Origin of the sequence: Sedimenticola selenatireducens (assembly GCF_007625115.1) — a bacterium.
Taxonomy (GTDB): domain Bacteria; phylum Pseudomonadota; class Gammaproteobacteria; order Chromatiales; family Chromatiaceae; genus Sedimenticola; species Sedimenticola selenatireducens_A.
This window is the reverse complement of the sequence record NZ_VMNH01000006.1, coordinates 1-25,338: the sequence shown is the minus strand read 5'-3', so window position 1 is coordinate 25,338 and position 25,338 is coordinate 1. Positions and strand designations below refer to the sequence as shown.

Sequence of the window (25,338 nt, the reverse complement as noted above, 5' to 3'; positions counted from 1 at the left end):
CGATGTCTGAAAAGTACTAAAAAAAACGGGGTATCCAAGGATACCCCGCATCTTCTCACCTTTGGCGGAGCGGACGGGGCTCGAACCCGCGACCCCCGGCGTGACAGGCCGGTATTCTAACCAACTGAACTACCGCTCCAAATATGGTGGGTGCTGAGGGGATCGAACCCCCGACCCTCGCCTTGTAAGGGCGATGCTCTCCCAGCTGAGCTAAGCACCCGATGAAGGCGCGCTAGTTTACGGCATCCTTTAATGCTTTACCAGCCTTGAAAGCAGGATTTTTTGAAGCCTTGATTTCAATGGTTGCACCAGTCTGTGGGTTCCGACCAGTACGTGCTGCCCGCTCACGTACAGAGAAAGAACCGAATCCGATGACTGAGACTTGATCCCCATTTTTCAACGCATCAGTAATGGCCGCAATCATTCCATCGAGTGCACGTCCAGCGGCTGCTTTTGAAATATCTGCAGAATCTGCCATCGCATCGATCAGTTCTGTCTTATTCATTAATCGTCTCCCCTAATGGTTATTAAAAAACGCTAAATAAAGCGTTGGGTAAAATTTAGTTTATCTGGCATCGCTATTGGTGTGCGAAACGGGGTCAATTTATACCAGTGGCGTAGAAGAAGTGTCAAGCTAAGTAGCCCTCAAAAGCCTAATTTTATGCGGTTTTCAAGGCATTTCTTGACTTAGGCAACACTATCTAAAAGTCAATTGTTAATACACACACTTCAGTATCTTTGACAACCCGTTGTTTCTTTTCACAATAGAACCTAATAGCTTGATCATGCATCGGCTGCCACAAAAAAATAATTACATTTCTCCCGTGACAACCAATAGCATTTCTTACATGCGGTCAATGTCTTGTCAAGCCACCGCCTTTTTTGGCCGCTTTCTTTGCAGTTCTTGGTTTAGGCTTCTCCACCTCAGGAACATCTGTTGCCGTCTGCATCGGTGTTGGCATATGCACCAGCGCAATCTCCAACGCCTGCTCAACCCAACGCACCGGGCGAATATCCAGATTCTGTTTGATGTTCTTGGGTATCTCAACCAGATCACGCTCATTCTCTTCAGGTATGATCACAGTCTTGATCCCCCCCCGATGAGCCGCCAGGAGCTTCTCTTTAAGGCCACCAATGGGTAGTACCTCACCTCGCAGCGTTATCTCTCCCGTCATCGCCACATCAGCTCTTACCGGTATCCCCGTCAAGGCCGATACCAGACAGGTACACATACCCACACCCGCACTCGGACCATCTTTTGGCGTGGCCCCTTCAGGCACATGAACATGCACATCCAGCTTCTGGTAGAAATCGCTCTCTATCCCAAAGGCTTCAGAACGGCTCCGAACAACCGTCATGGCCGCCTGAATGGACTCCTGCATCACATCGCCTAGTTGCCCAGTATGGGTCAGTCGCCCTTTACCAGGGACCAGTGCGGTTTCGATCTTGAGCAACTCACCGCCGACTTCAGTCCAGGCAAGCCCGGTCACCTGACCCACTTGATCATAGTCCTCAACTTCACCGTAGCGGAACCGCTTAACACCCAGATACTTTTCAAGATTTGCGGAAGTAACAGCAATCTTTTTAACCGACTTGGTTAACAAAATATCTTTCACTACCTTACGGCAGATTTTGGATATTTCGCGCTCCAGGTTACGCACACCGGCCTCACGATTGTAGTATCGGATAATGTCTCGAATAACCTCTTCTTTAAAGACAATTTCAGAGGCCTTCAAACCATTGTTTTCAATCTGCTTTGGCACCAGGTATCGCATCGCGATATTGACCTTTTCATCTTCCGTATAACCCGATAGACGAATCACTTCCATACGATCAAGCAACGCCGCCGGGACATTCAAGGTATTAGCGGTCGCCACAAACATCACTTCGGAAAGATCAAAATCAACTTCAAGATAGTGATCCCCAAAGGTATGGTTCTGCTCTGGATCCAGTACCTCTAAAAGTGCTGAGGCCGGGTCGCCCCGAAAATCCATCGCCATCTTGTCAATTTCATCTAACAGAAACAGCGGATTACGAGTCCCTATCTTAGAAAGATTTTGAATGATTTTTCCTGGCAGTGCGCCGATATAGGTTCGTCTATGACCACGAATCTCAGCTTCATCACGCACACCACCCAACGCCATGCGGATAAATTTGCGATTGGTTGCCCTGGCAATAGATTGCCCAACCGAGGTCTTACCCACGCCTGGAGGTCCCACCAGACAGAGAATAGGGCCTTTTAATTTTCTGACGCGTTGCTGTACCGCCAAATACTCAATAATGCGTTCTTTGACCTTCTCCAGTCCGTAGTGATCCTTCTCCAGCACATCCTCAGCAATCTTCAGATCATTACGGATCTTGCTGCGCTTCTTCCAAGGCACATTAACCAGGGTATCGATATAGTTACGCACCACGGCCGCCTCAGCCGACATGGGCGACATCAGTTTCAGTTTATTCAGCTCAGCCTGTGCCTTGGTTTTTGCCTCTTTAGGCATTCCCGCAGACTCGATGCGATTCTCAAGATCTTCGATCTCGTTAGGCGCATCGTCCATCTCGCCCAACTCTTTCTGAATGGCCTTCATCTGCTCATTCAGGTAATACTCGCGCTGATTCTTTTCCATCTGACGCTTGACCCGACCACGAATGCGCTTCTCCATTTGCAGCAGATCATTTTCAGCCTCCATAAGGCTCATGAGATGCTCAAGCCGATCACCAATATTGGCCATCTCGAGCACACCCTGCTTCTCATCCAGTTTCAGCGACATATGCGCAGCCATGGTATCGGCCAATCGACTGGGTGCATCAATACTGGAGAGAGAGGTTAAAACCTCAGGTGGAATCTTCTTGTTGAGTTTCACATACTGATCAAATAGCGCAATTGCTGAGCGCATGAGGACTTCGATCTCTTTATCATCCTCGGGTGTAACGTCCTGTATGGTTGTGTATTTGGCCGTAAAATAGCCTTCTGTTTCTGCAAAATCAGACAACTTCGATCTTGAACCACCCTCAACCAACACTTTGACGGTTCCATCAGGTAATTTCAGCAACTGCAGTATATTCGCGAGCGTTCCAACGCTATGCATATCGCCTACTTCAGGCTCATCAGTCTCAGCACTTTTTTGTGCTACGAGTAGTATCTGCTTATCTTCCTTCATTGCCGCATCAAGTGCCTTTATCGATTTCTCGCGGCCTACAAAGAGCGGTATAACCATGTGCGGATAGACCACCACATCCCGTAAGGGAAGGACCGGTATCTGTGCAGCACTGTTTTCGATCTGCAATTTACTCTTAACGTCTTGACCCATTACGGGTTCTCCTTCTGTCGCGCCCTACTGGCAACTGAGCATATCTGCATCAATCTTTGACCAATAGTTCGAATAGGTTGCGGTGCATGAATAATTCACCGTTCTAGTGATGGTGGGGGTTTGTCTGGAAGATTTCAAGTTAGAAATCAGTTGGGTTTATAGGGTTTTCAGTGTCCTAGCTAAAAAGGAAGCCGACTTTCATAGACTTATACTGACTTTCATAGCGACCAGACGGAGAAACTGATAGCAAAATCTTTTCCACAAAAACAAAAACCCGCAAGTCAGTAATAACCTGCGGGTTTATCTTGCGCATGATCAGGGGGCCGTCCCTATAAGACTACGCGGGTCAGTCAGCAGCTACCCGCTTCTTCTCGCCACCCTCGTAAATGATATAGGGCGCATTTTCACCCGTGATTACGGCTTCATCAACAACCACTTTGGATACGTTTTCTTGGGAGGGAAGATCATACATCGTATCCAGGAGCACTTGCTCCATGATAGTCCGAAGTCCACGTGCGCCAGTCTTTCGCTCCATAGCCTTACGTGCAATTGCAGCCAAGGCATCTGCTCTGAACTCGAGCTCACAGTCTTCCATCTCAAACAGACGGTGATACTGCTTCACCAACGCATTTTTGGGTTCGGTCAAGATGCGTACTAACGCCTCTTCATCCAGTTCTTCCAGGGTTGCCACTACTGGTAAACGGCCGACAAACTCAGGGATCAATCCATAATGAATCAGATCCTCTGGCTCAACACCTGTGAGCACTTCACCGACACGCTGGGACTCATCCTTGCTATGAACCTCGGCAGAAAAGCCGATACCCCCTTTTTCAGAGCGGTTTCGGATTACCTTATCCAATCCAGCAAAGGCACCACCCACTACGAACAGGATATTCGAAGTATCTACCTGTAGAAACTCCTGCTGGGGATGCTTACGCCCACCTTGCGGAGGTACAGAGGCAACAGTCCCTTCAATCAACTTCAGTAACGCCTGCTGTACACCTTCGCCAGAGACATCGCGAGTAATAGAGGGGTTGTCTGATTTTCGCGAGATCTTATCAATCTCATCGATATAGACGATACCCGTCTGAGCCTTCTCCACATCGTAGTCGCATTTCTGCAATAATTTCTGGATGATATTCTCAACATCCTCACCGACATAGCCCGCTTCGGTTAGGGTTGTAGCATCCGCAATAGTGAAAGGCACATTAAGCGTTCTTGCCAGAGTCTCCGCCAGCAGTGTCTTACCAGAACCCGTCGGCCCAATCAGCAGGATATTGCTCTTGGCAATCTCGACATCGTCTTTGTTTTTGTTGGTATCGAGTCGCTTATAGTGATTATAAACGGCTACCGAAAGAACCTTTTTTGCCCGAGCCTGGCCAATCACATACTGATCAAGCAACGCACTCAGCTCATGAGGATTAGGCAATTTACCAGAAGTTTCGGCGCTGCCTTCCTGCATCTCTTCACGAATGATGTCATTGCACAGTTCAACACATTCATCACAGATGAACACAGAAGGACCGGCGATGAGTTTACGCACTTCATGCTGGCTCTTTCCACAGAACGAGCAATACAGCAATTTGCCGTCATCACCTCTTGTCTTGTCATCACCCATGCAGCCTTCCTCACATATCTGTCAGCCGTTATCAGTTACCACTAAGGTATAAGGCCGATCACACTTCAATACAACCCCAAACACACAATCGAGCGATAAATATCGCCTTGAGGCTTCGTAATACTCTAACCAATAATCAATAAATTCAATAAGTTATATATTTTATTTAGCCGGCGCCTCGGGACGGCGACTTAACACCTGATCAATTAAGCCATAGGCAACGGCATCATCTCCACTCATGAAGTTATCACGATCGGTATCTTTACCGATAGTCTCAAGGGATTGCCCGGTATGTGTGGCCATAATGGTATTCAACCGATCACGCAGCAACAAAATCTCTTTGGCATGAATCTCTATATCCGTTGCCTGCCCCTGAAAACCACCGAGCGGCTGATGAATCATCATCCGCGAGTTAGGTAAACAGTAACGCTTTCCTTTCTCACCACCTGCCAACAACAAAGCCCCCATACTGGCCGCTTGGCCAATACACATCGTACTAATATGCGGCTTGATGAACTGCATAGTGTCATAAATGGCTAAACCGGCTGAAACAGAGCCACCCGGTGAATTGATGTAGATATGGATATCCTTATCCGGATTCTCTGATTCCAGGAAAAGCAACTGGGCCACAATCAGGTTGGCCATGTTGTCTTCCACCTGACCGACCAAGAAGATAACGCGCTCCTTTAGCAGGCGAGAGTAGATATCGTAAGAACGCTCCCCCCTGGAGGTCTGTTCAACCACCATCGGGATAAGTCCTAGATTTTTTGCGTCTAATCCGCCCATATTTCTTATATCGGTCATTCTGAGTAAATCCTTTAGTTTTACCTTATTCGTCAGCAGCTTCGGCTTCTTTTGGCGCGGGATTCATGACCGCATTGAAGCCTGTCTCGCTGTCCTCAACCTTGACCTGATCCAAAACCCAATCTACAACCTGCTCCTCAAGAACAAGATTCTGAATTCCAGCCAGCTGTTCTCTGTTATTGTAGTAATAATCAATAACCTGCTGTGGGTCTTCATACGATTGCGCAAACTGCTCAATCTTTTCACGCACCCGACCTTCATCCAGTTCAATGTTATTGGTGCTTAGCACTTCAGCAATGATCAGCCCAAGACTGACCCGCTTTTTGGCCTGATCTTCAAACAGTTCCACAGGCAGATTGATATTACTGCCCTGACCGCCTTGTGCCAGATTGTTCTTGGTCTGCTCCATCAGGACACGCGCTTCACGTTGAACTAATGCCTTGGGCACTTCCAGTGGATTGACTTCCAGCAACACATCCATAGCCTGCTCTTTAACCAGACCACGAATCTTATCCTGTAGTTCACGGGCCATATTGCCGCGAATCTCTTTATAGAACCCGTCAACACCCTCTTCTGTATTAATACCAAAGGCTTTGATGAACTCATCATTGACCTCTGGAAGCGCAGCCTCGGATACCTTGGTGACTTCCACTTCGAAGGTGGCGGGCTTACCGGCCAGACTTTCAGCATGATAGCTCTCGGGGAATGTCAGCTCCAGCGTGCGACTTTCTCCGGCCTTGGCTCCAACAAGTCCCTCTTCAAATCCTGCGATCATCCCTTTGGAACCCAGTTCAAGCGGCACACCCTCTGCGCTACCACCGTCGAATGCCTCCCCGTCGATAAAGCCCTTAAAGTTAATGGTGATCTGATCACCGTCTTGAGCTTCACGGTCTACTTCGTTCCAGGTTGTGCGCTGCTTGCGCAGTTTTTCAACCATTTCAGCCATATCTTCATCGGTTACTTCAGCAACCGGGCGCTTGATAGTCGCATCACTCAGCGAGTTAAGAACGACTTCTGGCATAACCTCAAAAACAGCGACATAGGCCATTCCCGTGTCAGCACCTTTATCCAGAGGCTCAATGGATGGTTCACCGGCAGGATTAAGCTTTTCCTGCATCAAGGCCTCAAAGTAACTGGATTGTACCAGATCACCAAACACCTCTTGTTTCGCGTCATTCGCGAAGCGCTTACGGACAACAGACAGCGGAACCTTACCGGGACGGAAGCCGTCCAACCTGACAGTTCGTGCAATCTCTTTCAGCCGTTTTTCCACCGCTTCATTTACCTTCTCAGCGGGGAGTTCAACTGTCATACGACGCTCAAGCCCTTCACTCGATTCAACCGAAACTTGCATGAAAACCTCTTCTGGCAGGGATTACTGCCATTCCTCTGTCTTTAAATAAAAGTGGTAACTGCCTCAGCAGCTGCCGAAACATAACCCAATGATGGGCTAACCCTGTTCAAATGCAGATCCATTCTGAATCCGCTGTTCTTCTATATGGCGATCATTATTCGTCAAATATTTGGCCTATAAGCCACTTTGTACCGAATGGAGTGACACACCACTACCTGCAAATAAGCCGGCTATTGTACCTAAAAACAACCTTTATTAAAGCGTATTGTTTGATACCCCTCTGACCCAGGCATCATCCAATAGACGCTTTTTGAGGCCCGAAAAGCGAATCGGCTTGGAATAAAGTGCATTCAGGAGAATTAATGGATTTAAAAACGTTGGTAATGTAACCGCTCATTGAGCGATTACATTGAAGAGTGGTGCCGTCCGGGAGACTTGAACTCCCACACCTTGCGGTACCAGAACCTAAATCTGGCGTGTCTACCAATTCCACCAGGACGGCATAGAGGACTGATTATAGAGAGGCTATAAGGGAGTGGTCAATTGACTCCTTCCCTCCTAGTATTCCGTTTCTGAGCATTACACTGCCCATCAGCCCTTGTACGAGAAGCTGCGCATTATACCGATAGCCCATACCATGTCTAACCCATTTTTTCTTTAATCAAAAGATTGCCCTGCATGAGGGAACATATTCATCAAATGCAGGGCGCCTACTGTTTGTTCCTGCTGTCAATTCCTCGCTCTAGTTCACCGCTCTTACGCAGTTCACGCTTAAGTATCTTTCCCGCCGCATTTTTAGGTAGGGCAGTAGAGAGTTCAACCTTTCTGGGCACTTCATGGCGCCCCAGGTTTTCTCGGCAGAAGGCCCTGATATCCGCCGCAGAAAGTGCTTCTCCCTCTTTCAACACGACATGTGCAACGGGGATTTCTCCATGCAACTCACTGGGCTCTCCAACCACAGCCGCCTCAAGAATAGCCGGGTGTGTATAAAGCAACTCCTCGACCATTCGCGGGTAAACGTTCATTCCATTCACGATAATCATGTCTTTTTTACGATCGACAATATAGAGATAACCGTCTTCATCTTTATAGCCGAGATCACCCGTTCGTACCCACTCACCAAAGAAGCTCTCTGCCGTAGCCTCTGGCAGATTCCAGTAGCCCTTCATGACATTGGGTCCTCGCACACAGATTTCGCCGATTTTGTCGATGCCGATTGGCTTGCCATCATCGTCATAGATGGCCATCTCTACTTCAGGTATCGGCAAGCCAACTGACGCAGGCTTCCTAATACCCTGAATCGGATTAACACAGGTAACCGGCGAACACTCTGTGGGTCCGTCACCTTCACAAATCGGCACACCGAAGCGGGCTTCAAATTGCTGCATAATCGCTTCCGGCATAGCCGCGCCTCCGGACACACAATAGCGGATAGATGACCAGCGACTCAGGTGCTCTTCCGGCAGACGCAACAACACGTTATACATACTGGGCACACCCAAAAAGACCGTTGCACCGACCGCTTCTATTACCTCTGAGACCGCCACGGGATCAAACTTGGGAACCGGCGCAAAACTGACGCCGTGCATTAGCGGGGTCAGGGTTCCAACGGTGGCGGCAAAGGAGTGGAACATGGGCAAAACCACTAACAGCCTGTCTTCACCCGGCCGCAACTGCAGTGCACTCAGCACACTGCGCGTGTTGGAAACCAAGTTACTGTGAGTGAGCATGGCACCCTTGGGGTGACCGGTGGTACCGGATGTATAGAGGATGGCGGCCAGGTCGTTCAGTGTATCAAATTCAGGCTGTGGCACAGGGGCCGTATTGGTACTGAAAGCATCAAACGATAAATCATCCTTGCTGGAGCGATTATCCCCGATACAGACGGCAAATTGCAGATCTGCCAGTTCATTGCGAAATGCGCTAACGCCCGCCTCCATCATTTGGTGATAGATCAGACCACGAACACCCGCATCCTTTAGAACATAGATAATTTCACGGGGATTGAGCAGAAGATTAACCGGCACAACCACGGCTCCGGCCTTAACGATACCCGCATAGGCGAAGGCAAATTCAGCGGAGTTAATACAGTATAGTGCAACACGCTCGCCCTTTTTGATCCCCTGCTCAGCCAATGAAGCTGCCACGGCATCCGAGCGGGCATCGACCTCAGAAAAAGTAACATTCTTATCGGCAAAGAGGATCGCAGGATGATCGCTGAAACGCTGTGCAGTGCTGCGCAGCATTTCCGGAATTGAGGGTGTCGCTGAAAAGATCATAGTCGCTGTTCCTGCTGAAATGAGATAGGGCAGGATAAAACCAGATTACGCAGGATGCAATGCAGGAGTCTGTCCGGAGCAATTGACTCCGGACAGTTGTTTGTTCAGCAGGTTAAGTTAGATGACCTTCGAGAAATGTTTCTGTTGCACACCGGCCGAAAGATAACGATCAAATGCCATACAGACATTTCTGATCAGCAGACGACCTCTGGGCAAGACCCTCATACCCGTAGCATCTATTTCCAGTAGCCCATCTGCCGCCATGCTGGGTAACCGAGCCAACTCATCAGCAAAATATTCCGCGAAGCGAATACCCCAGGCCTGCTCAATCGAGGCATAGTCAAGTACAAAGTTACAGATGAGCCGGGTAATCACATCACGCCTGATCAGGTCATCGCGGGTCAGTTCAATACCCCTGAATACCGCCAGTTTGCCATTGTCGATGGCCTGATAATACTCATCCAGACCCCGCTCATTCTGGCTGTAAGTGTTACCCACCATTCCGATGGAGGTCACACCCATGGCCACCAAATCACAATCAGAGTGGGTGGAATAGCCCTGGAAATTCCTATAGAGCGTCCCTTCCCGCTGTGCGATAGCCAGTTCATCATCCGGGCGGGCAAAATGATCCATGCCAATATAGACATATCCCGCCTTCGACAGATGCTCGCCCGTCATCTGCAGGATATCCAACTTAACCTGGGCAGCAGGCAATTCATCTGTGTTGATTCTTCTTTGTGGTTTAAAAAGTTCAGGCAAATGGGCGTAGTTGAAGACAGAGAGACGATCCGGTCCCACTTCGATAACCCGGTCAAGGGTCTTGGTAAAACTCTCAACCGTCTGAAATGGCAGTCCGTAGATCAGATCTATACTGACCGAGCGAAACCCATTATCACGCGCTGCATCAAGCACCGCCATTGTCTCGGCTTCTGACTGGATACGATTTACGGCCTTCTGCACCCGTGCATCCAGATCCTGGACACCCAAGCTCAATCGATTGAATCCGACCTCACGCAAGGTCTTTATGGTCTCTGCCGTGGCCTCTCTTGGGTCAATCTCAATCGAGTACTCTCCGGCATCATTATCCGCCAGGGTAAAGTGCTCACTGGTGACACGCATCAAATCCTGCATCTCTTTGAGGCTGATGAAGGTTGGCGTTCCACCACCCCAGTGCAACTGCTCTACCACCCTACTCTTATCAAAGATAGCACCCTGCATGGCGATCTCTTTGTGCACACGATCAAGATAATCGGCTGCCATGCTGCGATCTTTGGTAGCGATTTTATTACAGGCGCAATAAAAGCAAATGGTGTCGCAGAATGGAATATGAAAATAGAGCGATAGCGGCCCACCCGACTCATTCGTTGCCTCAGCAGCCTGCCGATACTCTGCCTCACCAAAGGCCTCGTGAAACTGTGGCGCCGTTGGATAAGAGGTATACCTCGGCCCCGAATAGTCGTATTTATTGATCAGCTCCAGATCAAAAACCAGCGATTGATCCATAATAATTAATCCTCACCCACATCAAGACCGCGACGATGGGTCTCATTGATCTGTTGCAGCAAAATATGGAAGGGGATTTCATCGCCATGACGATTGGCTACTTCCATGAAAGAGAGGTCTTCCCGACCGAACGAATATGTACCATTGCACATAGCCGCATAGAGATCACCAATCCCTTTCTCCAAGGGCTCCAGATAGGCGGGAAAGGTCGCCATCTCTTCCGCTTCGTAGAGCAGACACTCTTTCAAGTCACCCACTTCAAAGTGGGCCTGCTTAACCCATTCCGCATACTCTTGCGCGGTTCTCGCACGTTGGATCGCCATATTAACGCTTACCCTTCATCAAAAATCTCTTGGTACTCGGTCAACTGCTCTGCGGTAAGCAGAAAAACCCCATGCCCACCGCGCTCAAAATCAAGCCACAGAAAAGGTACATCCGGGAACCGCTCACACAGGGCATATTCACTATTGCCTACTTCGACCACCAGTATGCCATCCGGTTCGAGGTAGTCCGATGCCTCTCTAAGAATCCGGCAAACAATATCCAAACCGTCTTCCCCCGCCTCAAGCCCCAGTACAGGCTCCTGGTGGTATTCATCGGGCAGTGAGGCCATCTCATCAAAACTCACATAGGGAGGATTACTGACAATGATGTCATAATGCCGCCCTCGCAAGTCGTTAAACAAATCTGACTGAATTGCCTCCACCCGGCCCTCCAGGTCATGACGTTCAATATTAATTGCCGCCACCTCCAGCGCCTCAGGCGAGATATCCACAGCATCTACATCAGCCTCTTCAAAGGCGTAGGCACAACCGATTGCGATACAACCACTGCCGGTACAAAGATCCAGCACACGCGTAACCGTCTCGGGCATAATCCAGGGTTCAAAGCGTGATTCGATCAGTTCAGCGATAGGAGAACGCGGAACCAACACCTGATCATTGATATAAAAGTTCAGGCCAGCGAAAGTAGCTTCATGGGTCAGATAGGCAGCAGGTACACGCCGAACAATGCGTTCCTGGAAGAGCTCGACCACCCGCACCTTCTCTTCCGGGGTCAGACGAGCATCCAAATAGGTAGGCGGTATCTCTGAAGGGAGATAGAGCCCATACAACACCAGCCTGATAGCTTCATCGAAGGCATTATCAGTGCCGTGGCCAAAATAGAGTCCCGCCTCATGGAAACGACTGGCACCCCAGCGGATAAAGTCCCTCAGGGAGTGCAGGTTTTGGGTTGCTTCAATCATCGGTTTGGGCCAGGAAGATAGTAAGCTGAATGATAACGTATTTAACGACGCAGCTAAACTTGTTACAACGTAATATTGTTTGGTTACAGCTAAAGGGAATTAGTCGACTGCCGATACTATTAACGGTCCTTTCACAATGAAATTGCTATAAATCATTCGTCGGTAAATAATATCAACGTGCCAACTCAAGCTTCTCAAATCAGACACTTACTCCCACTGCGCGGATTGCCAGAGCCCGTTCTTGACTACATCGCCCAACAAGCCTGGAGCGAGCACGCCAGTCCCGGCGAAGACCTCTACGCACTTGATGGACCGAAGGAAAGTGCCTATCTGATCGGCGGCAAAGTCACATTGACCCTGGAAAATGGCAACACCCGACAGATTGAATTTGGTACTCCAGCAGCCAATATACCACTGGTCGCCCCAAAGCCCGATCATGCCGTACGCGCTGTTTGTGACGGCGAAGTAGAACTGCTTTGCCTACCTCGAGACCTGATTGCCAGCATTTACATCAGCTGGTGGGCGACAGAACAAAAGCAATCAGATGGGATTGAACTGAAAGAGGACAACCTCGAAGATCAGATCTATATGAATTTCTACCAGCAGATTCAGGCTGGCGATTATGAACTACCCAGCATGCCGGATATTGCCATTAAAATTGGCAAGGCCGTCGAAAACCCCAATAGCAGCAGTGATGACCTGGCCCGCATCATAACCGCCGACCCACCACTCGCAACACGCCTGATACGAACGGCAAACAGTCCGGCATTTGGTGGCGAAAAATCCATTACACACTGCCGTGATGCAGTGACCCGACTCGGTTACGGTAATACACGCAACCTGGTCACCAGCTTTGTCTTGAAAAATCTCTTTAAAACGGATTCTCCACTGATTCAAAAGCGGATGAAACAACTCTGGAATCACAGCCGACGGGTAGCCGCCATTTCACATGTGCTGGCCTGCATGTCACCTGGACTTATTTCTGACCGCGCAATACTGACTGGCCTTATTCATGACATTGGCGCAATACCCATACTGATTGCCGCATCTGAATACCCCGAACTAATGGCAGACCCTAAGAAGCTTGACAGACTGGTTCAATCGCTGAAAGGTGAAGTAGGCGCACTCATACTAAGGACCTGGGGTTTTCCACAAAGTGATATTGACGCCGTACTGCATTGTGACGAATGGTTTCGCTTCAACGAGCAAGCAGCCGATTACACAGACCTGATTATTGTTGCCCAACTATTCTCGTATGTTGGCACCCATGAGATGCAAAATCTCCCACCACCCGATCTTTCACCTGCCTTTCACAAGATTGCCGGTGGCAAACTCAATCCGCTACTCTCGATATCCATTATTAATGAAGCGGAGAAAGAGATTAGCGCAATCGAAGAGTTACTAGAAGGCAACTGAGTCCTTGTCAGGCTTTCAATAGCCAACCCCCTTCTGTAATCTGTAGTCTGGTGTTCATCCATACAGACCAGGCCAGCATCATTCAATGAAATTGCTGAAAATGTTAAAAACCCAAATTGCGGCGGCGCTCGTACTGATCATGCTGTTATTTGGAACTATCTTTACATTGAGCATGGTGGCACTGAATGAACAACAGAGCTACAACCTCCTACTCAACATCACCACTCGTCTTGAGCAAACCGCACAAAACCTGGTCACGCTTGGCATGAACTACGCCATGAATGTTCCCCAGGACAGCAGTAGCTATGATCGGGATGTAAAACTCTACTATCGCGCGATGCTCGGTCAGATAGAGATGATTGATGACATCACAAACAGCTTCATGACAAATGAGTTTTCCCCTGCTCTCACCAACGCGGGTGACCCTTATCACCCCCACCTGACACCCGCTGCACAGCAAGCGGTGTTAGCCGTTGAGGAGATCTGGAAAAGTTTCAGGGAAGGTATTATTGATGCCCTTGGCAACAACAACGGAATGCCCAGGCTTGATACAGCCGCAGAGTATATCGCCCGTTTTCACGCCCCGCTTGCTGCCTCGATCGATATACTGCTGACTAAGATTCAGCAACAAACAGAACAACAATTAAACCAAGTATACCAAGTACACCTGGCCCTGTTATTTACCGCCGTCATCATCACTTTGGGTGTATTTGGATGGTTTTATCTTGTGGTATTGAAACCCTTGAAAAATGCAGTGAGCGGTTTCCAAAAAGTTGCTCAAGGTGACTTTGGCTATCAAGTCCCCATAGCCAGCGAAAATGAGTTGGCTATAATGACGCACTCATTTAACGCCCTATCCATCAGACTGTATGCAATCTTTCGGCTGATTGATAAAATTCAACAAGGCTCAGATCTCAATGAGACGCTGGGATTTGTCGCTGAAGAATTTTCTGCTCTGCTTCCACTGGATTGGGTCGGGGGACTATTCGTCACCTGTGACAACAACACTATTGTTCTGGAAGGAAGTTACCGAAACGGAAAACCTGAGGTAGCCCAGCGCACACGCTATCCATTGCGCAATACATTACTGCTAAAGGCACTTGAATCCGGTGAGCCGCTGCATATACCGAACATGCCAGCCACCGGTAATGAAAATGCGGATTTTCAATTTCTTAATTATTTGATCAATGCGGGATTAAAGGACGCCATCTTTTTACCCATAAAGGATTTAAGTCCAATTCCGGGTGTCTTGGCTTTTGCCACCCGTCAAGAAAATGCCTATACCCCTGAACACCTGGAACTGCTGGCCAATATCGCAGGGTTGATTACTCACAGCTTTGGAAAAACAGTACGCCTTGCAGAGCATAGTAGACTCGCGGCGATTGGCAGTTTTGCATCCGGAATTGCCCACGAGATTCGCAGCCCACTCTCTACTATCAGCATGGCGCTGGATTATTTTAGAAGTTCAGAACTGCCGGGGGCCGCCAGTAAACGGGCCAATCTGGCTCATAAGGAAGCCGAGCGCATGGCTCGGCTCTTGGAAGAGATCCTGCTCTACGCCAAACCGCTACAACTTCAACTGCAACTCCTCGATCTTAAGCAACTGTTACTGCAACTCTTCGAAACGCACCAAGAGATTCCTCAACAGAAGCAGCAACATTTTGAGTGCGCAGCAACAGATGATGAGTTGAACATACTCGCCGATCCAGACAGGCTGACTCAAGTGTTCCTGAATCTTGCTCGAAATGCCTGTGATGCCGCCCCAGAAGGAAGCACAATTCACTGGCATTTAACCAGAGAGCCGCTATCACGTTCTATCGTGATATCAGTTAATAACAGGGGCGAACCGATTCCCAATGATCATCTGGAAAAATTATTCGACCCATTCTTCACCACCAAAACCAATGGTACAGGTCTTGGTTTAAGCATTGTAAAACGCATTGTCGATGGTCATGGTGGCGATATTGAAATCACTTCTACTCAGAAACAGGGCACCACGATTACCCTGCAACTTCCCCAGGCATAAAAAAGGTCGCCATTGTGGCGACCTTAGTAGCGTGAGACATACAGCGATTAGATTATGCAGCAGCCGTATCCGCCCGCGGCATAATGCTCTCGCGCTCTTTCTCTTTTCTGCAGCCATGCTCCTTAAGCCCACCACGCTCTACCAGTTCGGCCAGTGTGATGCTTTGTAGAAATGAGAAAATTTCATTACTTAAATCATCCCATAGATTATGGGTAAGACAACGCTTGCCATCCTGACAATCGCGATTTCCACCGCAACGGGTAAACTCCACCCACTCGTCAACGGCGCAGATAATGTCTGCAATCGATATTTCATCAGCTTCGCGACCTAGATAGTATCCACCACCAGGTCCGCGCACACCCTTCACCAGCTGTTTACTTCTTAACGCTGCAAACAGTTGCTCCAGATAGGAGAGTGAGATGCCCTGGGTTTCAGAAATCTCGGCCAGTGTCACCGGACCATCACTCCCATTAAGAGTAAGATCCAGCATTGCGGTTACGGCGTAACGCCCTTTGGTTGATAGTCTCATAGTCTCATCTCGCCCGGTAGATAATTACCTAGTTATTTACTAGGTTTAAAAACTATCATTTTCCTAAGGAAATTGTCAACAGTTATTGGGTTGGTTTCAATGTAACAATGCAACATCCCCCGAACAATTAACATAATTCTTATATTTAACAAACTGTTACAAGAATTGTTAAAAACTGTTAACTGTGTAAAACAGAGGGAATCTGGCTATTCAGTAGAAATGGGTAAATTGTCAAGAAGTTACATCAGGCAGGGGTCAAGGGTTCTTTATTGGAGGAAACGTGCGTGTGCTCAGGTCTAAAACAGTGCCCCTGGTGGACACAGTATGAGAGCCACTTGGAGAGAAACAACCCCACTTTCCACTTCTGAACCAGAGCCGGTCTTATAAAACCACGATTCAGAGGCAGACTACTCTGCTTAAGAGTGAGCACTTCAGCCTGTTGAGAATCGTGATAGATCCGAATTGTCGCGTCCGGGTCCGGAAGTTGACCGGTTTCATGCGCAAAATAATAGGTCAAATGTAATAGGCTTGTGTAAGGAGTCTGCTCCAGCACCTCTAAATAAAGATCCATGGTGCCGTCCAAGCGTGACAGATAGGTACCCTGCAATTTCCGCATATCAGGGGCTAAGCGCATAAGATGGCGGTAGTTTTGTTCGGAGAGATCCATTACCCACCCGACTGTCGGTTTACCTGAAATCAGTGCCCTTAAGCTCCAGGGGTAACAAGATCGTAAAAAATAATCATTTATCTGCATTTAAACAACCACATTCAATGAATCAAATCAGACTTTACCAAACCCGCCTGAAGCTGTTGATCCTACTTCTCCAGAAAACGAGTTGGCTGGATTGCTAGTCTCGCCAATACGACAACTCGATGGCCCCCCTTCCCGCTCTGGTCGGCCGCACCTGTTGAAGTCTTGTTTTGATCCGTTATAGCTCACGCCTCTTGGCCCTATTACCTGTATCGACTTGATCACAGCATACTGAAGACGACTTTTTAGTCGGTATGCTCGGCTACTATCGAATCGAATAGGTATTGAAACAGAGGTTTTAAATAATCTTTTACTTTTTTACTAACCCAATGTCCCAACCTCGTTCGATACCGTCACACCATATAGCACCCTCTGGGGCAATTAAAAAACGTGCTTGTATGCGTGATTTTTCATGCTCGATTGAATCACAGCCCTCTCTGACACTATAGCAAACAGGTCTGCATCGCTTTTTCTTTTGCACGAAAAAGGCCGGCAAATTGCCGGCCTTTGGAGAGATCATGGATAATTAACCTATCCCGCCTTCTCCTGCTCCATCTGTTGATGCACTTCAACCATATCCAGTTCAGAAGCTTTCTGGATCAAATCGCGGAAACCACTCTCAGGCAACGCACCCGCCTGACTGAAGATGATCACCTTCTCACGGAAAATCATTAGGGTAGGAATGGACCGGATCTGAAAATGACCGGCAATCTCCTGCTCTTCCTCGGTGTTGACCTTGGCAAACACCACATTCGGATGATCTTCTGAAACTTTCTCATAGGTTGGTGCAAATGAGCGGCAAGGACCACACCAGGGCGCCCAAAAATCAACAACAACAAAGTCGTTACCGGTCACGGTCTCTTCAAAATTGTCTTTCGTCAGTTCTATAACAGCCACAGGCAGATCCTCTCAACCAAATTCATCATCTATGCATAATATCATTAATTTCTAATGTATACTATTTTTGTCCTTGCATAAAAAAAGCCAGGGAATCCCCGGCTTTTTTATCGGCAGATTTGAAAATTAGCCAAGCGCCTTGAAAATACTGTCGCGGATATCATTCACCCCACCCACACCAGCAATCTTATGGTGGACAGGTGCTCCACTTTGACCACTTGAAGCCCAGGACGAATAGAAGTCAATCAGAGGTTCAGTCTGGTCGTGATAGACCTTGAGACGAGCCTTTACCGTATCTTCCTGATCATCATCACGTTGGATCAGGGGTTCACCCGTCACATCATCCTTCCCTTCTTCTTTCGGTGGATTGAATGTCACGTGATAGGTACGACCTGAAGCGAGATGCACCCGACGTCCAGACATACGTTTGATGATCTCTTCGTCCGGCACGTCAATTTCGACAACAGCATCCACCATGACGCCCACATCTCTGAGGGCTTCAGCCTGGGGAATGGTGCGAGGAAAACCGTCAAACAGAAAGCCGTTCTTGCAATCATCTTCGGTAATGCGCTGTTTCACCATGCCCATTATGATGTCATCAGAAACCAGACCACCTTCATCCATGATCTTCTTGGCGGCCTTACCCAGTTCACTACCCGATTTCACATGAGCGCGCAGCATATCGCCAGTGGAGATCTGCGGAATGTTGTACCGCTCTTTGATGTAGTTTGCCTGGGTACCTTTTCCCGCGCCGGGACCTCCTAGCAGAATCACTCGCATTCAAATACTCCTTCAGTCAGATGATATTAACATTTTTCATTGGCCCGAAGTCTGCCACAGGGCAGCACTAATCACCACTCGAGTATGTCAATATAGGAATATAAATGACTTATGTTGCAGTTGCACATAGATTGCATAAACCTTTGCTACAAAAGCAATTCCAGCTCATTAAAAAACCCGCAGTGGCCAAGCCACTACGGGTTATTCTTTGTCCTTTGCCGCTATTTTTCAGAGTTCAGGCAGAGAGACTCAGCATCAGTTTATTAAGACGATGAACAAAGGCAGCTGGATCTTCCAGTTGTCCGCCCTCTGCAAGCGTGGCTTGATCCAGCAGCACACGAGAGAGATCGGCAAAACGATCCTCATCTGGCTCCTGATCCATTTTCTCAACCAGTGGGTGTTTCAAGTTCAGCTCGAAAATTGGCTTAGTAGTAGGCGCTTCCTGTCCTAACTGCTTCAACATGCGTTGAAGATTCGCGCCCATATCATGCTCGTCTGCAACCAGGCAAGCCGGCGACTCGGTAAGACGACTACTGACCCGAACCTCTTTAACATCATCGCCCAGGACGGCCTTGACCCGATCAAGCAATCCCTTGTGCTCCTCAGCGACTTTCTCCAGCGCCTCTTTATCCTCGATATCACCCAGGTCAAGCTGACCCTTGGCAACGGATTGCAGTGACTTACCCTTGTATTCATGCAGATGGGAAACCAGCCACTCATCCACGCGATCGGTTAATAACAACACCTCAACATCCTTGGTGTTGAATACCTCCAGGTGCGGACTATGACGGGCGGCGGCATAGCTGTCAGCCGTAATGTAATAAATCTTATCCTGCTTCTCCTGCATCCGCTCAATATATTGATCCAGTGATACCGTCTCCTCTTTGCCTTCGGACTTGGTCGTGGCAAAACGCAGCAGCCCAGCGATCTTCTCCTTGTTGGCGTAGTCCTCTGCGGGTCCCTCTTTCATTACCCGACCGAACTCTTTCCAGAATTTCTGGTACTTCTCACCATCATTCTTGGCGATCTTCTCCAACAGACCGAGTATACGTTTGGTACTGGCCGTGCGAATGCTGTCAATCTTCTTGTCGTGCTGCAGGATCTCACGGGAGACGTTAAGGGGCAGCGCATCTGAATCAACCACACCTTTCACGAAGCGCAGGTAGTGAGGCATCAGCTTCTCGGCCTCATCCATGATAAACACACGCCGCACATAGAGTTTTACACCATGTTTCTGATCACGTTCCCAGAGATCAAAGGGGGCGCGACTGGGGATATACATCAATGCGGTATATTCATTGGTACCCTCAACCCGGTTATGCACCTGATCCAGCGGGTCTTCGAAGTCATGGGCAATATGTTTGTAAAATTCGTTGTACTCTTCGTCGGTGATATCTGATTTATTCCGCATCCAGAGTGCAGTCCCTTTATTCACCTGTTCCCACTCAGGTGCTTTCTCCTCTTCCTTGTCATCCTCTTCAGTAGCGTAGTGCTCCTTCAGCATCTCGATAGGGATGGAGATATGATCGGAAAACTTGCTGATGATACTGCGCAGTCGATATCCTTCAAGAAACTCACCCTCATCCTCACGCAGGTGCAGGGTTATTGAAGTCCCTCGCCCGGCTTTTTCCGTCGTTTCAATGGTATAGGCACCCTCCCCTGTGGACTCCCAGCGAACACCATGCTCTTTGCCAAGACCGGCCCTGCGGGTTTGCAGGGTCACCTTGTCAGCCACAATAAAGGCGGAATAGAAGCCGACTCCAAACTGACCAATCAACTGACTCTGACTGGCTGCGGAATCATCACCTTTGTTGCCCAGTGCTTCGAGGAATTTTTTCGTCCCTGAGCTGGCAATGGTACCAATGGTCTCAGTTACCTCCTGACGACTCATACCAATACCATTATCTTCAATGGTGACTGTTTTCTTTTCCTTATCAAAAGAGACCCTGATATTAAGACTGGGGTCTTCTTCGTACAGTGCATCATCAGTCAGTGCCTCAAAGCGAAGCTTTTCGGCTGCATCCGATGCATTGGAAATCAACTCACGTAAAAAGATCTCCTTATTACTGTACAGAGAACGAATAACCAGATTGAGTACCTGGCTCACCTCTGCCTGAAATTCCAATGTCTCTTTATGCCCATCGACTGTCATGGTGTAGCTGCCTCCATATAACTGAACGAATACGATCAAAAACCTGTCGCCAAAATACCTAATGAAATCTGGGGTAATCGGCCATTGGCTGATATTGAGGGTTAACGGGCCAATTTCAAGATCTGGCGAAATTTAGTATCAATATTCACTTTAAATTAAACATATTTATACATATATAAAGAAAATATGAGCAACCATTCAGTGCCAACCCTCACCACATAGGCCCTTTTTGTTTGCAAAACATGCCAAAATCCGTACACTTCAGCCCCACCTGAAGCAAGTCGCGTGGCATACAGGAGAGTTCTTGAATTCGCCCAAAAGTCCACGCACGGCACCAATTTACTAAAGCACGGTACTGAACCCAAAATATCAGCCCGATCCGGAACGCCATGCTCAAGCGCCTGATCTTCGTCGCCATCATTGCATATGGCGCCTATGTGTCGTACACGGCTCGCTCTATTGATCATGCTCCGGGGGTACTTGTAGAGACCATCCCAAGTCAAAATAATTTAGCTAATGCCCCTCCTTTTGATCACAATGGCTATCGGTTAACACCACTGGCTGAGTTCAATTTGGAGGCCCGAATATTGGGCACTGAACGCTACAGTTTAGGCAGAGAGGCCGATCTCTCACCCATTGATCTGGCGCTGGGCTGGGGGCCCATGTCTGACAGTAGCGTGCTCTCTGAGCTCTCCATCAGTCAAAGTGGCCGTTTCTATCATTGGTCTTACAGGACGCCGCCGTTGCCAGTGCAAGAAATTACCCGTCATTCGGCCAACATGCACATGGTTCCGGCTGACTCGCGCATCAAGCAAAAGCTCAAACGCTTGCGCGAGGGAGACATCGTGGAACTGGAGGGTTACCTGGTGCGCGCCGATGCCAAAGATGGTTGGCACTGGGTCAGCTCACTGACACGGGAAGACAGTGGCAATGGTGCCTGCGAACTCGTTTGGGTCAAGGATATCAGCGTTCGCACATCGACGTTTTAAATGAATTATGTTTGCAGCAATATACCGAGGAAGATCATGAACAACTATGTCCAATGGCTGAGTGAACTGGGGATGGGTGACGTCGAGCATGTCGGCGGAAAAAATGCCTCCCTGGGCGAGATGATCCAAAACCTGTCCAATTTGGGTGTACAGGTACCGGGTGGTTTTGCCACAACCGCCTATGCCTATCGTGAGTACCTCGCTACCGATGGCCTAGCCGATCGGATCAATACCGCGCTGGCCAGCCTTGATGTGGACGACGTCAAGGCTCTCGCTGAGACCGGTGCAAAAATTCGCAGTTGGATCATGGAAACACCCTTCCAGCCCGCACTGAACGAAGCCATAGATGAAGCCTATACAGCACTGATCAAAGAGTATGGCGAAGAGGTGACCTGGGCGGTACGCTCCTCTGCAACTGCTGAAGATCTGCCGGACGCCTCCTTTGCAGGACAACAGGAAACCTTCCTCAATGTTTCAGGACTGGATAACATCAAGCGCCAGATCCATGAGGTGTTTGCATCGCTGTTCAACGATCGGGCCATTGCCTATCGCGAACACCAGGGCTTTGAGCATTCGCTCGTTGCGCTCTCCGCCGGCATTCAAAAAATGATCCGTTCTGACATTGGCGCCTCTGGCGTGATGTTCACACTGGATACCGAATCCGGCTTCCGTGATGCTGTATTCATCACATCCAGCTACGGCCTGGGTGAAATGGTCGTTCAGGGCGCCGTTAACCCCGATGAATTTTATGTCCACAAACCCACCCTGGAAGCAGGCCGCCCTGCCGTTATTCGTCGAAATGTTGGCGGCAAAGCAATCAAGATGGTCTATAACCCAGGGGGCGAGAGCCCGGTTAAGATCATCGATGTGGATGAAGACCAGCGCCACCTATTCTCCATTACCGATGCCGAGGCGGAAGAGTTGGCTCGTCAGGCGGTGACCATTGAGAAGCACTATCAGCGCCCCATGGATATCGAGTGGGCCCGTGACGGCCTGGATGGACGTATCTATATTGTTCAGGCGCGGCCAGAGACCGTTCAAAGCCGCACCGGCAATGTTATGGAACGCTATGAACTGAAGACCAAGGGTCCCATTCTAACCGAGGGTCGATCCATTGGTTCACGCATTGGCGCCGGAACAGCCAAAGTCATCATGAGTCTGGACGACATGGACAAGGTACAACCCGGTGACGTACTGGTCACCGACATGACCGATCCGGACTGGGAACCGATCATGAAACGGGCGGCAGCCATTGTCACCAATCGCGGTGGACGCACCTGTCATGCCGCCATCATTGCCCGTGAACTGGGCGTACCGGCCGTGGTGGGTTGTAACGATGCCACGCAACATATCAAAGATGGCCAAGAGGTTACCGTCTCTTGTGCAGAAGGCGATACCGGCTTCATCTACGATGGAAAGCTCGACTTCGAGTATAAAACCATCGAACTGGATGCGATGCCAGAGATCCCCACCAAGATCATGATGAACGTGGGCAACCCGGACCGTGCCTTTGACTTTGCCGGCATTCCTAACGCCGGAATCGGTCTCGCCCGCCTTGAGTTTGTGATCAACAATATGATTGGGATTCATCCCCAGGCGCTGCTGGAATATGACAACCTGCCACTGGAGCTTAAAGCGGAGATTGAACCCTATATTGCTGCCTACAAGAGCCCAACGGATTTCTATATCAGTAAGATTGTTGAGGGCGTATCGACCCTGGCTGCAGCCTTCCCAGGTCCGGTCATTGTGCGCATGTCTGACTTCAAGTCCAATGAATACGCCAACCTGATCGGTGGCACCCGCTATGAGCCAGAAGAAGAGAATCCGATGATCGGCTTCCGCGGTGCCGCTCGATACATATCAAAAAGCTTCGCCCCTTGTTGGGAGATGGAGTGCAAAGCGCTGAAGTATGTGCGTGAAGAGATGGGGTTCACCAATGTCGAGATCATGATCCCCTTCGTGCGCACACTGGACGAAGCACGGGGCGTCGTTGAAGCACTGGAAGCCAATGGACTGAAACGCGGTGAAAACGGCCTGCGCCTGATCATGATGTGCGAACTCCCCTCCAATGCTGTACTGGCAGAAGAGTTCCTCGAATATTTTGACGGATTCTCCATCGGCTCCAATGACATGACCCAGCTGACACTCGGTCTGGATCGCGACTCCAGCCTCATTGCCCACAGCTTTGATGAGCGGGATCCAGCTGTGATGAAAATGCTGAGCATGGCCATCTCCACCTGTCGCGCCAAAGGCAAGTACGTTGGCATCTGTGGCCAGGGCCCTTCCGATCATCCTGATCTGGCCAAGTGGCTGCTCGAGCAGGGTATCAGCAGTGTCTCGCTGAATCCCGACACGGTAATTGATACCTGGCTCTTCATGGCGGGTCAGAAAGCCGACTAAACAGATTAGAATTGAGGCAAACAAAAAAAAACCGGACGACCACCATCGTCCGGTTTTTTTACTTTAAAACAACAACGGTGATCTGAACATCGATTCAATACAGACCATCAACTACAATCATGTCATGAATAAAACCAATCTTCTGCTTTTTGCTTCATTCCCTACCCTGCTCACCATGCATCCACTCGCCTGGGGCTTGGTCATCACACTCATGTTCATAGCGAGTGTTAAGTTCATCTACTACCTATTAAGTTAAGTAGCTGGCCATCTTGCCTGCAATATCTGTAATCAGCTAAAGTTTAGATTCGGTCAAGGCACTGTGACAGCCCCACAATAGTACCAATGACCCGCCCGCCCAGGCTGTTGGGAGTGAGGGCCCTTGAATACAATAAGCACATTTTCATCAATAAATGCCCTCGATACCTTGCTTAGGTTCATCCCCGCAGGTGCGGGGAAGACGCGTTTCGCTTCACAGGATGTCGACCCGATGCGGAAACACCCCCACGGGCGTGGGGAAGACCGCCTCTCTCATAGCCCTTTGTCTATCGAGCCAGAAACACCCCCACGGGCGTGGGGAAGACTGATTGGTGTACTGCTTCGCCCTCTGGATCTCGGAAACACCCCCACGGGCGTGGGGAAGACGTTTATTCTCGCCGCTAATCTAAAAACGCCATGGAAACACCCCCACGGGCGTGGGGAAGACACAAGATATGGTCATGTTTAACAAAAGGCGGTAGAAACACCCCCCACGGGCGTGGGGAAGACGGGAAGGCGCAAGCTATCAAAAATGGATCTCCAGAAACACCCCCACGGGCGTGGGGAAGACGCACCTCAGCCTTCAGCCCAGACAGTCGCTCGGGAAACACCCCCACAGGCGTGGGGAAGACTGGCGCTCCACCAGATAATCCTGTCTCTGAAGGGAAACACCCCCACGGGCGTGGGGAAGACTATATCCCCGGCACTATCACTGGTACGGGCGCGGAAACACCCCCACGGGCGTGGGGAAGACTATCCTCTGGGTGTATATCATCGCGCTTCATTAGAAACACCCCCACGGGCGTGGGGAAGACTTAACAAAGGCATCTTTTTTCCCCTTTTCTCTGGAAACACCCCCACGGGCGTGGGGAAGACTAATCTTGAATGTTGATTTGCATTTAAAACTGACCCAGGGGGGATGCGGCTAATTTCTTGGACAGATTTACGTCACTAACCCCAAGCCTTCACGGTACTCGATGGGACTGAGATAACCAAGGGAGATTTTGATCCGTTTTTCGTTGTACCAGCGAATG

Annotated in this window: 20 protein-coding genes, 3 tRNA genes and 1 CRISPR repeat array; of the genes, 5 read left to right on the top strand and 18 right to left on the bottom strand. The window is 49.2% G+C overall.

Translation table 11 applies throughout. The annotated features are described in order from the left end of the window. Positions 1-62: 62 nt before the first annotated feature. The 12 genes from FHP88_RS06740 to prmB all read right to left on the bottom strand — a co-directional run bounded on the left by FHP88_RS06740 (position 63) and on the right by prmB (position 12,109). Positions 63-139, bottom strand: a tRNA-Asp gene (locus FHP88_RS06740). A 5-nt stretch (positions 140-144) separates the two neighbouring features. Further along, positions 145-220 (bottom strand) — tRNA-Val (locus tag FHP88_RS06735). A gap of 12 nt (positions 221-232) precedes the next feature. Continuing rightward, complete coding sequence (locus FHP88_RS06730) at positions 233-505, bottom strand: HU family DNA-binding protein (RefSeq protein WP_144358270.1); 273 nt, start codon at positions 503-505, stop codon at positions 233-235. 349 nt (positions 506-854) lie between these two features. Beyond that, entirely contained in the window at positions 855-3,305 is a 2,451-nt protein-coding gene (gene lon / locus FHP88_RS06725) for an endopeptidase La (protein WP_144358269.1), read from the bottom strand. 346 nt (positions 3,306-3,651) lie between these two features. Further along, entirely contained in the window at positions 3,652-4,923 is a 1,272-nt protein-coding gene (clpX, locus tag FHP88_RS06720; RefSeq protein ID WP_144358268.1) for an ATP-dependent Clp protease ATP-binding subunit ClpX, read from the bottom strand. A gap of 162 nt (positions 4,924-5,085) precedes the next feature. Further along, positions 5,086-5,727 (bottom strand): ATP-dependent Clp endopeptidase proteolytic subunit ClpP, encoded by a 642-nt coding sequence (gene clpP, locus FHP88_RS06715; RefSeq protein WP_144358267.1) that lies wholly within the window; start codon positions 5,725-5,727, stop codon positions 5,086-5,088. A gap of 25 nt (positions 5,728-5,752) precedes the next feature. After that, positions 5,753-7,081 (bottom strand): trigger factor, encoded by a 1,329-nt coding sequence (tig, locus tag FHP88_RS06710; RefSeq protein ID WP_144358266.1) that lies wholly within the window; start codon positions 7,079-7,081, stop codon positions 5,753-5,755. Between the two features lie 417 nt (positions 7,082-7,498). After that, positions 7,499-7,583: transfer RNA gene (locus FHP88_RS06705), tRNA-Leu, on the bottom strand. 208 nt (positions 7,584-7,791) lie between these two features. Next, on the bottom strand, positions 7,792-9,360 hold the full coding sequence (locus FHP88_RS06700) for a long-chain-fatty-acid--CoA ligase (protein ID WP_144358265.1): 1,569 nt from the start codon (positions 9,358-9,360) through the stop codon (positions 7,792-7,794). Positions 9,361-9,477: 117 nt separating this feature from the next. After that, a complete protein-coding gene (gene hemN / locus FHP88_RS06695) occupies positions 9,478-10,863 on the bottom strand; it encodes an oxygen-independent coproporphyrinogen III oxidase (RefSeq protein WP_144358264.1) in 1,386 nt (461 codons plus the stop codon). 5 nt (positions 10,864-10,868) lie between these two features. Then, a complete protein-coding gene (locus FHP88_RS06690; protein WP_144358263.1) occupies positions 10,869-11,186 on the bottom strand; it encodes a general secretion pathway protein GspF in 318 nt (105 codons plus the stop codon). Between the two features lie 8 nt (positions 11,187-11,194). Then, the gene (gene prmB / locus FHP88_RS06685; protein ID WP_144358262.1) at positions 11,195-12,109 is read right to left on the bottom strand and encodes a 50S ribosomal protein L3 N(5)-glutamine methyltransferase; all 915 of its coding nucleotides are present in this window, start codon (positions 12,107-12,109) and stop codon (positions 11,195-11,197) included. 177 nt (positions 12,110-12,286) lie between these two features. On the opposite strand from prmB, the gene FHP88_RS06680 reads away from it, so the two are divergent. Both FHP88_RS06680 and FHP88_RS06675 read left to right on the top strand, forming a co-directional pair. Further along, on the top strand, positions 12,287-13,525 hold the full coding sequence (locus FHP88_RS06680) for an HDOD domain-containing protein (protein WP_144358261.1): 1,239 nt from the start codon (positions 12,287-12,289) through the stop codon (positions 13,523-13,525). 100 nt (positions 13,526-13,625) lie between these two features. Further along, positions 13,626-15,551: a sensor histidine kinase gene (locus tag FHP88_RS06675; RefSeq protein WP_186297639.1), complete on the top strand. Its 1,926-nt coding sequence runs from the start codon at positions 13,626-13,628 to the stop codon at positions 15,549-15,551. 52 nt (positions 15,552-15,603) lie between these two features. On the opposite strand, the gene FHP88_RS06670 is transcribed toward FHP88_RS06675, so the two are convergent. From FHP88_RS06670 to htpG, 5 genes are all read right to left on the bottom strand, one after another. Further along, on the bottom strand, positions 15,604-16,080 hold the full coding sequence (locus FHP88_RS06670) for an Rrf2 family transcriptional regulator (RefSeq protein ID WP_144358259.1): 477 nt from the start codon (positions 16,078-16,080) through the stop codon (positions 15,604-15,606). 244 nt (positions 16,081-16,324) lie between these two features. Then, positions 16,325-16,747, bottom strand: coding sequence for a DUF1249 domain-containing protein (locus tag FHP88_RS06665; protein WP_260843191.1), 423 nt, complete (start codon positions 16,745-16,747; stop codon positions 16,325-16,327). A 615-nt stretch (positions 16,748-17,362) separates the two neighbouring features. Then, positions 17,363-17,728 carry a thioredoxin gene (trxA, locus tag FHP88_RS06660; RefSeq protein WP_144358257.1) on the bottom strand — a complete coding sequence of 122 codons (366 nt, stop codon included), beginning with the start codon at positions 17,726-17,728 and terminating at the stop codon, positions 17,363-17,365. Positions 17,729-17,854: 126 nt separating this feature from the next. Next, complete coding sequence (gene adk, locus FHP88_RS06655) at positions 17,855-18,508, bottom strand: adenylate kinase (RefSeq protein WP_144358256.1); 654 nt, start codon at positions 18,506-18,508, stop codon at positions 17,855-17,857. Positions 18,509-18,743: 235 nt separating this feature from the next. Continuing rightward, positions 18,744-20,660, bottom strand: coding sequence for a molecular chaperone HtpG (gene htpG, locus FHP88_RS06650; protein ID WP_144358255.1), 1,917 nt, complete (start codon positions 20,658-20,660; stop codon positions 18,744-18,746). A 389-nt stretch (positions 20,661-21,049) separates the two neighbouring features. Between htpG and FHP88_RS06645 the strand changes: the two genes are divergently transcribed. From FHP88_RS06645 to FHP88_RS19330, 3 genes are all read left to right on the top strand, one after another. Beyond that, positions 21,050-21,649, top strand: coding sequence for a hypothetical protein (locus FHP88_RS06645; protein ID WP_144358254.1), 600 nt, complete (start codon positions 21,050-21,052; stop codon positions 21,647-21,649). Positions 21,650-21,685: 36 nt separating this feature from the next. Continuing rightward, entirely contained in the window at positions 21,686-24,049 is a 2,364-nt protein-coding gene (gene ppsA / locus FHP88_RS06640) for a phosphoenolpyruvate synthase (protein ID WP_144358253.1), read from the top strand. Between the two features lie 124 nt (positions 24,050-24,173). After that, entirely contained in the window at positions 24,174-24,305 is a 132-nt protein-coding gene (locus FHP88_RS19330) for a hypothetical protein (RefSeq protein ID WP_260843190.1), read from the top strand. Positions 24,306-24,541: 236 nt separating this feature from the next. Further along, positions 24,542-25,180: direct repeats of the CRISPR family, unit length 28 nt; unit sequence GAAACACCCCCACGGGCGTGGGGAAGAC. 67 nt (positions 25,181-25,247) lie between these two features. Here FHP88_RS19330 and FHP88_RS06635 read toward each other — a convergent pair. Then, a partial coding sequence (locus FHP88_RS06635; protein ID WP_144358252.1) for an IS3 family transposase occupies positions 25,248-25,338 on the bottom strand: 91 nt, incomplete at its 5' end.

Coding starts and splice junctions, on each gene's coding strand:
- FHP88_RS06675 (WP_186297639.1), top strand. CDS start 13,626: ATGTTAAAAACCCAAATTGCGGCGGCGCTCGTACTGATCATGCTGTTA.
- htpG (WP_144358255.1), bottom strand. CDS start 20,660: ATGACAGTCGATGGGCATAAAGAGACATTGGAATTTCAGGCAGAGGTG.
- prmB (WP_144358262.1), bottom strand. CDS start 12,109: ATGATTGAAGCAACCCAAAACCTGCACTCCCTGAGGGACTTTATCCGC.
- FHP88_RS06665 (WP_260843191.1), bottom strand. CDS start 16,747: ATGGATCTCTCCGAACAAAACTACCGCCATCTTATGCGCTTAGCCCCT.
- tig (WP_144358266.1), bottom strand. CDS start 7,081: ATGCAAGTTTCGGTTGAATCGAGTGAAGGGCTTGAGCGTCGTATGACA.
- clpP (WP_144358267.1), bottom strand. CDS start 5,727: ATGACCGATATAAGAAATATGGGCGGATTAGACGCAAAAAATCTAGGA.
- FHP88_RS19330 (WP_260843190.1), top strand. CDS start 24,174: ATGAATAAAACCAATCTTCTGCTTTTTGCTTCATTCCCTACCCTGCTC.
- FHP88_RS06645 (WP_144358254.1), top strand. CDS start 21,050: ATGCTCAAGCGCCTGATCTTCGTCGCCATCATTGCATATGGCGCCTAT.
- FHP88_RS06690 (WP_144358263.1), bottom strand. CDS start 11,186: ATGGCGATCCAACGTGCGAGAACCGCGCAAGAGTATGCGGAATGGGTT.
- adk (WP_144358256.1), bottom strand. CDS start 18,508: ATGCGAGTGATTCTGCTAGGAGGTCCCGGCGCGGGAAAAGGTACCCAG.
- hemN (WP_144358264.1), bottom strand. CDS start 10,863: ATGGATCAATCGCTGGTTTTTGATCTGGAGCTGATCAATAAATACGAC.
- FHP88_RS06670 (WP_144358259.1), bottom strand. CDS start 16,080: ATGAGACTATCAACCAAAGGGCGTTACGCCGTAACCGCAATGCTGGAT.
- ppsA (WP_144358253.1), top strand. CDS start 21,686: ATGAACAACTATGTCCAATGGCTGAGTGAACTGGGGATGGGTGACGTC.
- FHP88_RS06730 (WP_144358270.1), bottom strand. CDS start 505: ATGAATAAGACAGAACTGATCGATGCGATGGCAGATTCTGCAGATATT.
- clpX (WP_144358268.1), bottom strand. CDS start 4,923: ATGGGTGATGACAAGACAAGAGGTGATGACGGCAAATTGCTGTATTGC.
- FHP88_RS06700 (WP_144358265.1), bottom strand. CDS start 9,360: ATGATCTTTTCAGCGACACCCTCAATTCCGGAAATGCTGCGCAGCACT.
- lon (WP_144358269.1), bottom strand. CDS start 3,305: ATGGGTCAAGACGTTAAGAGTAAATTGCAGATCGAAAACAGTGCTGCA.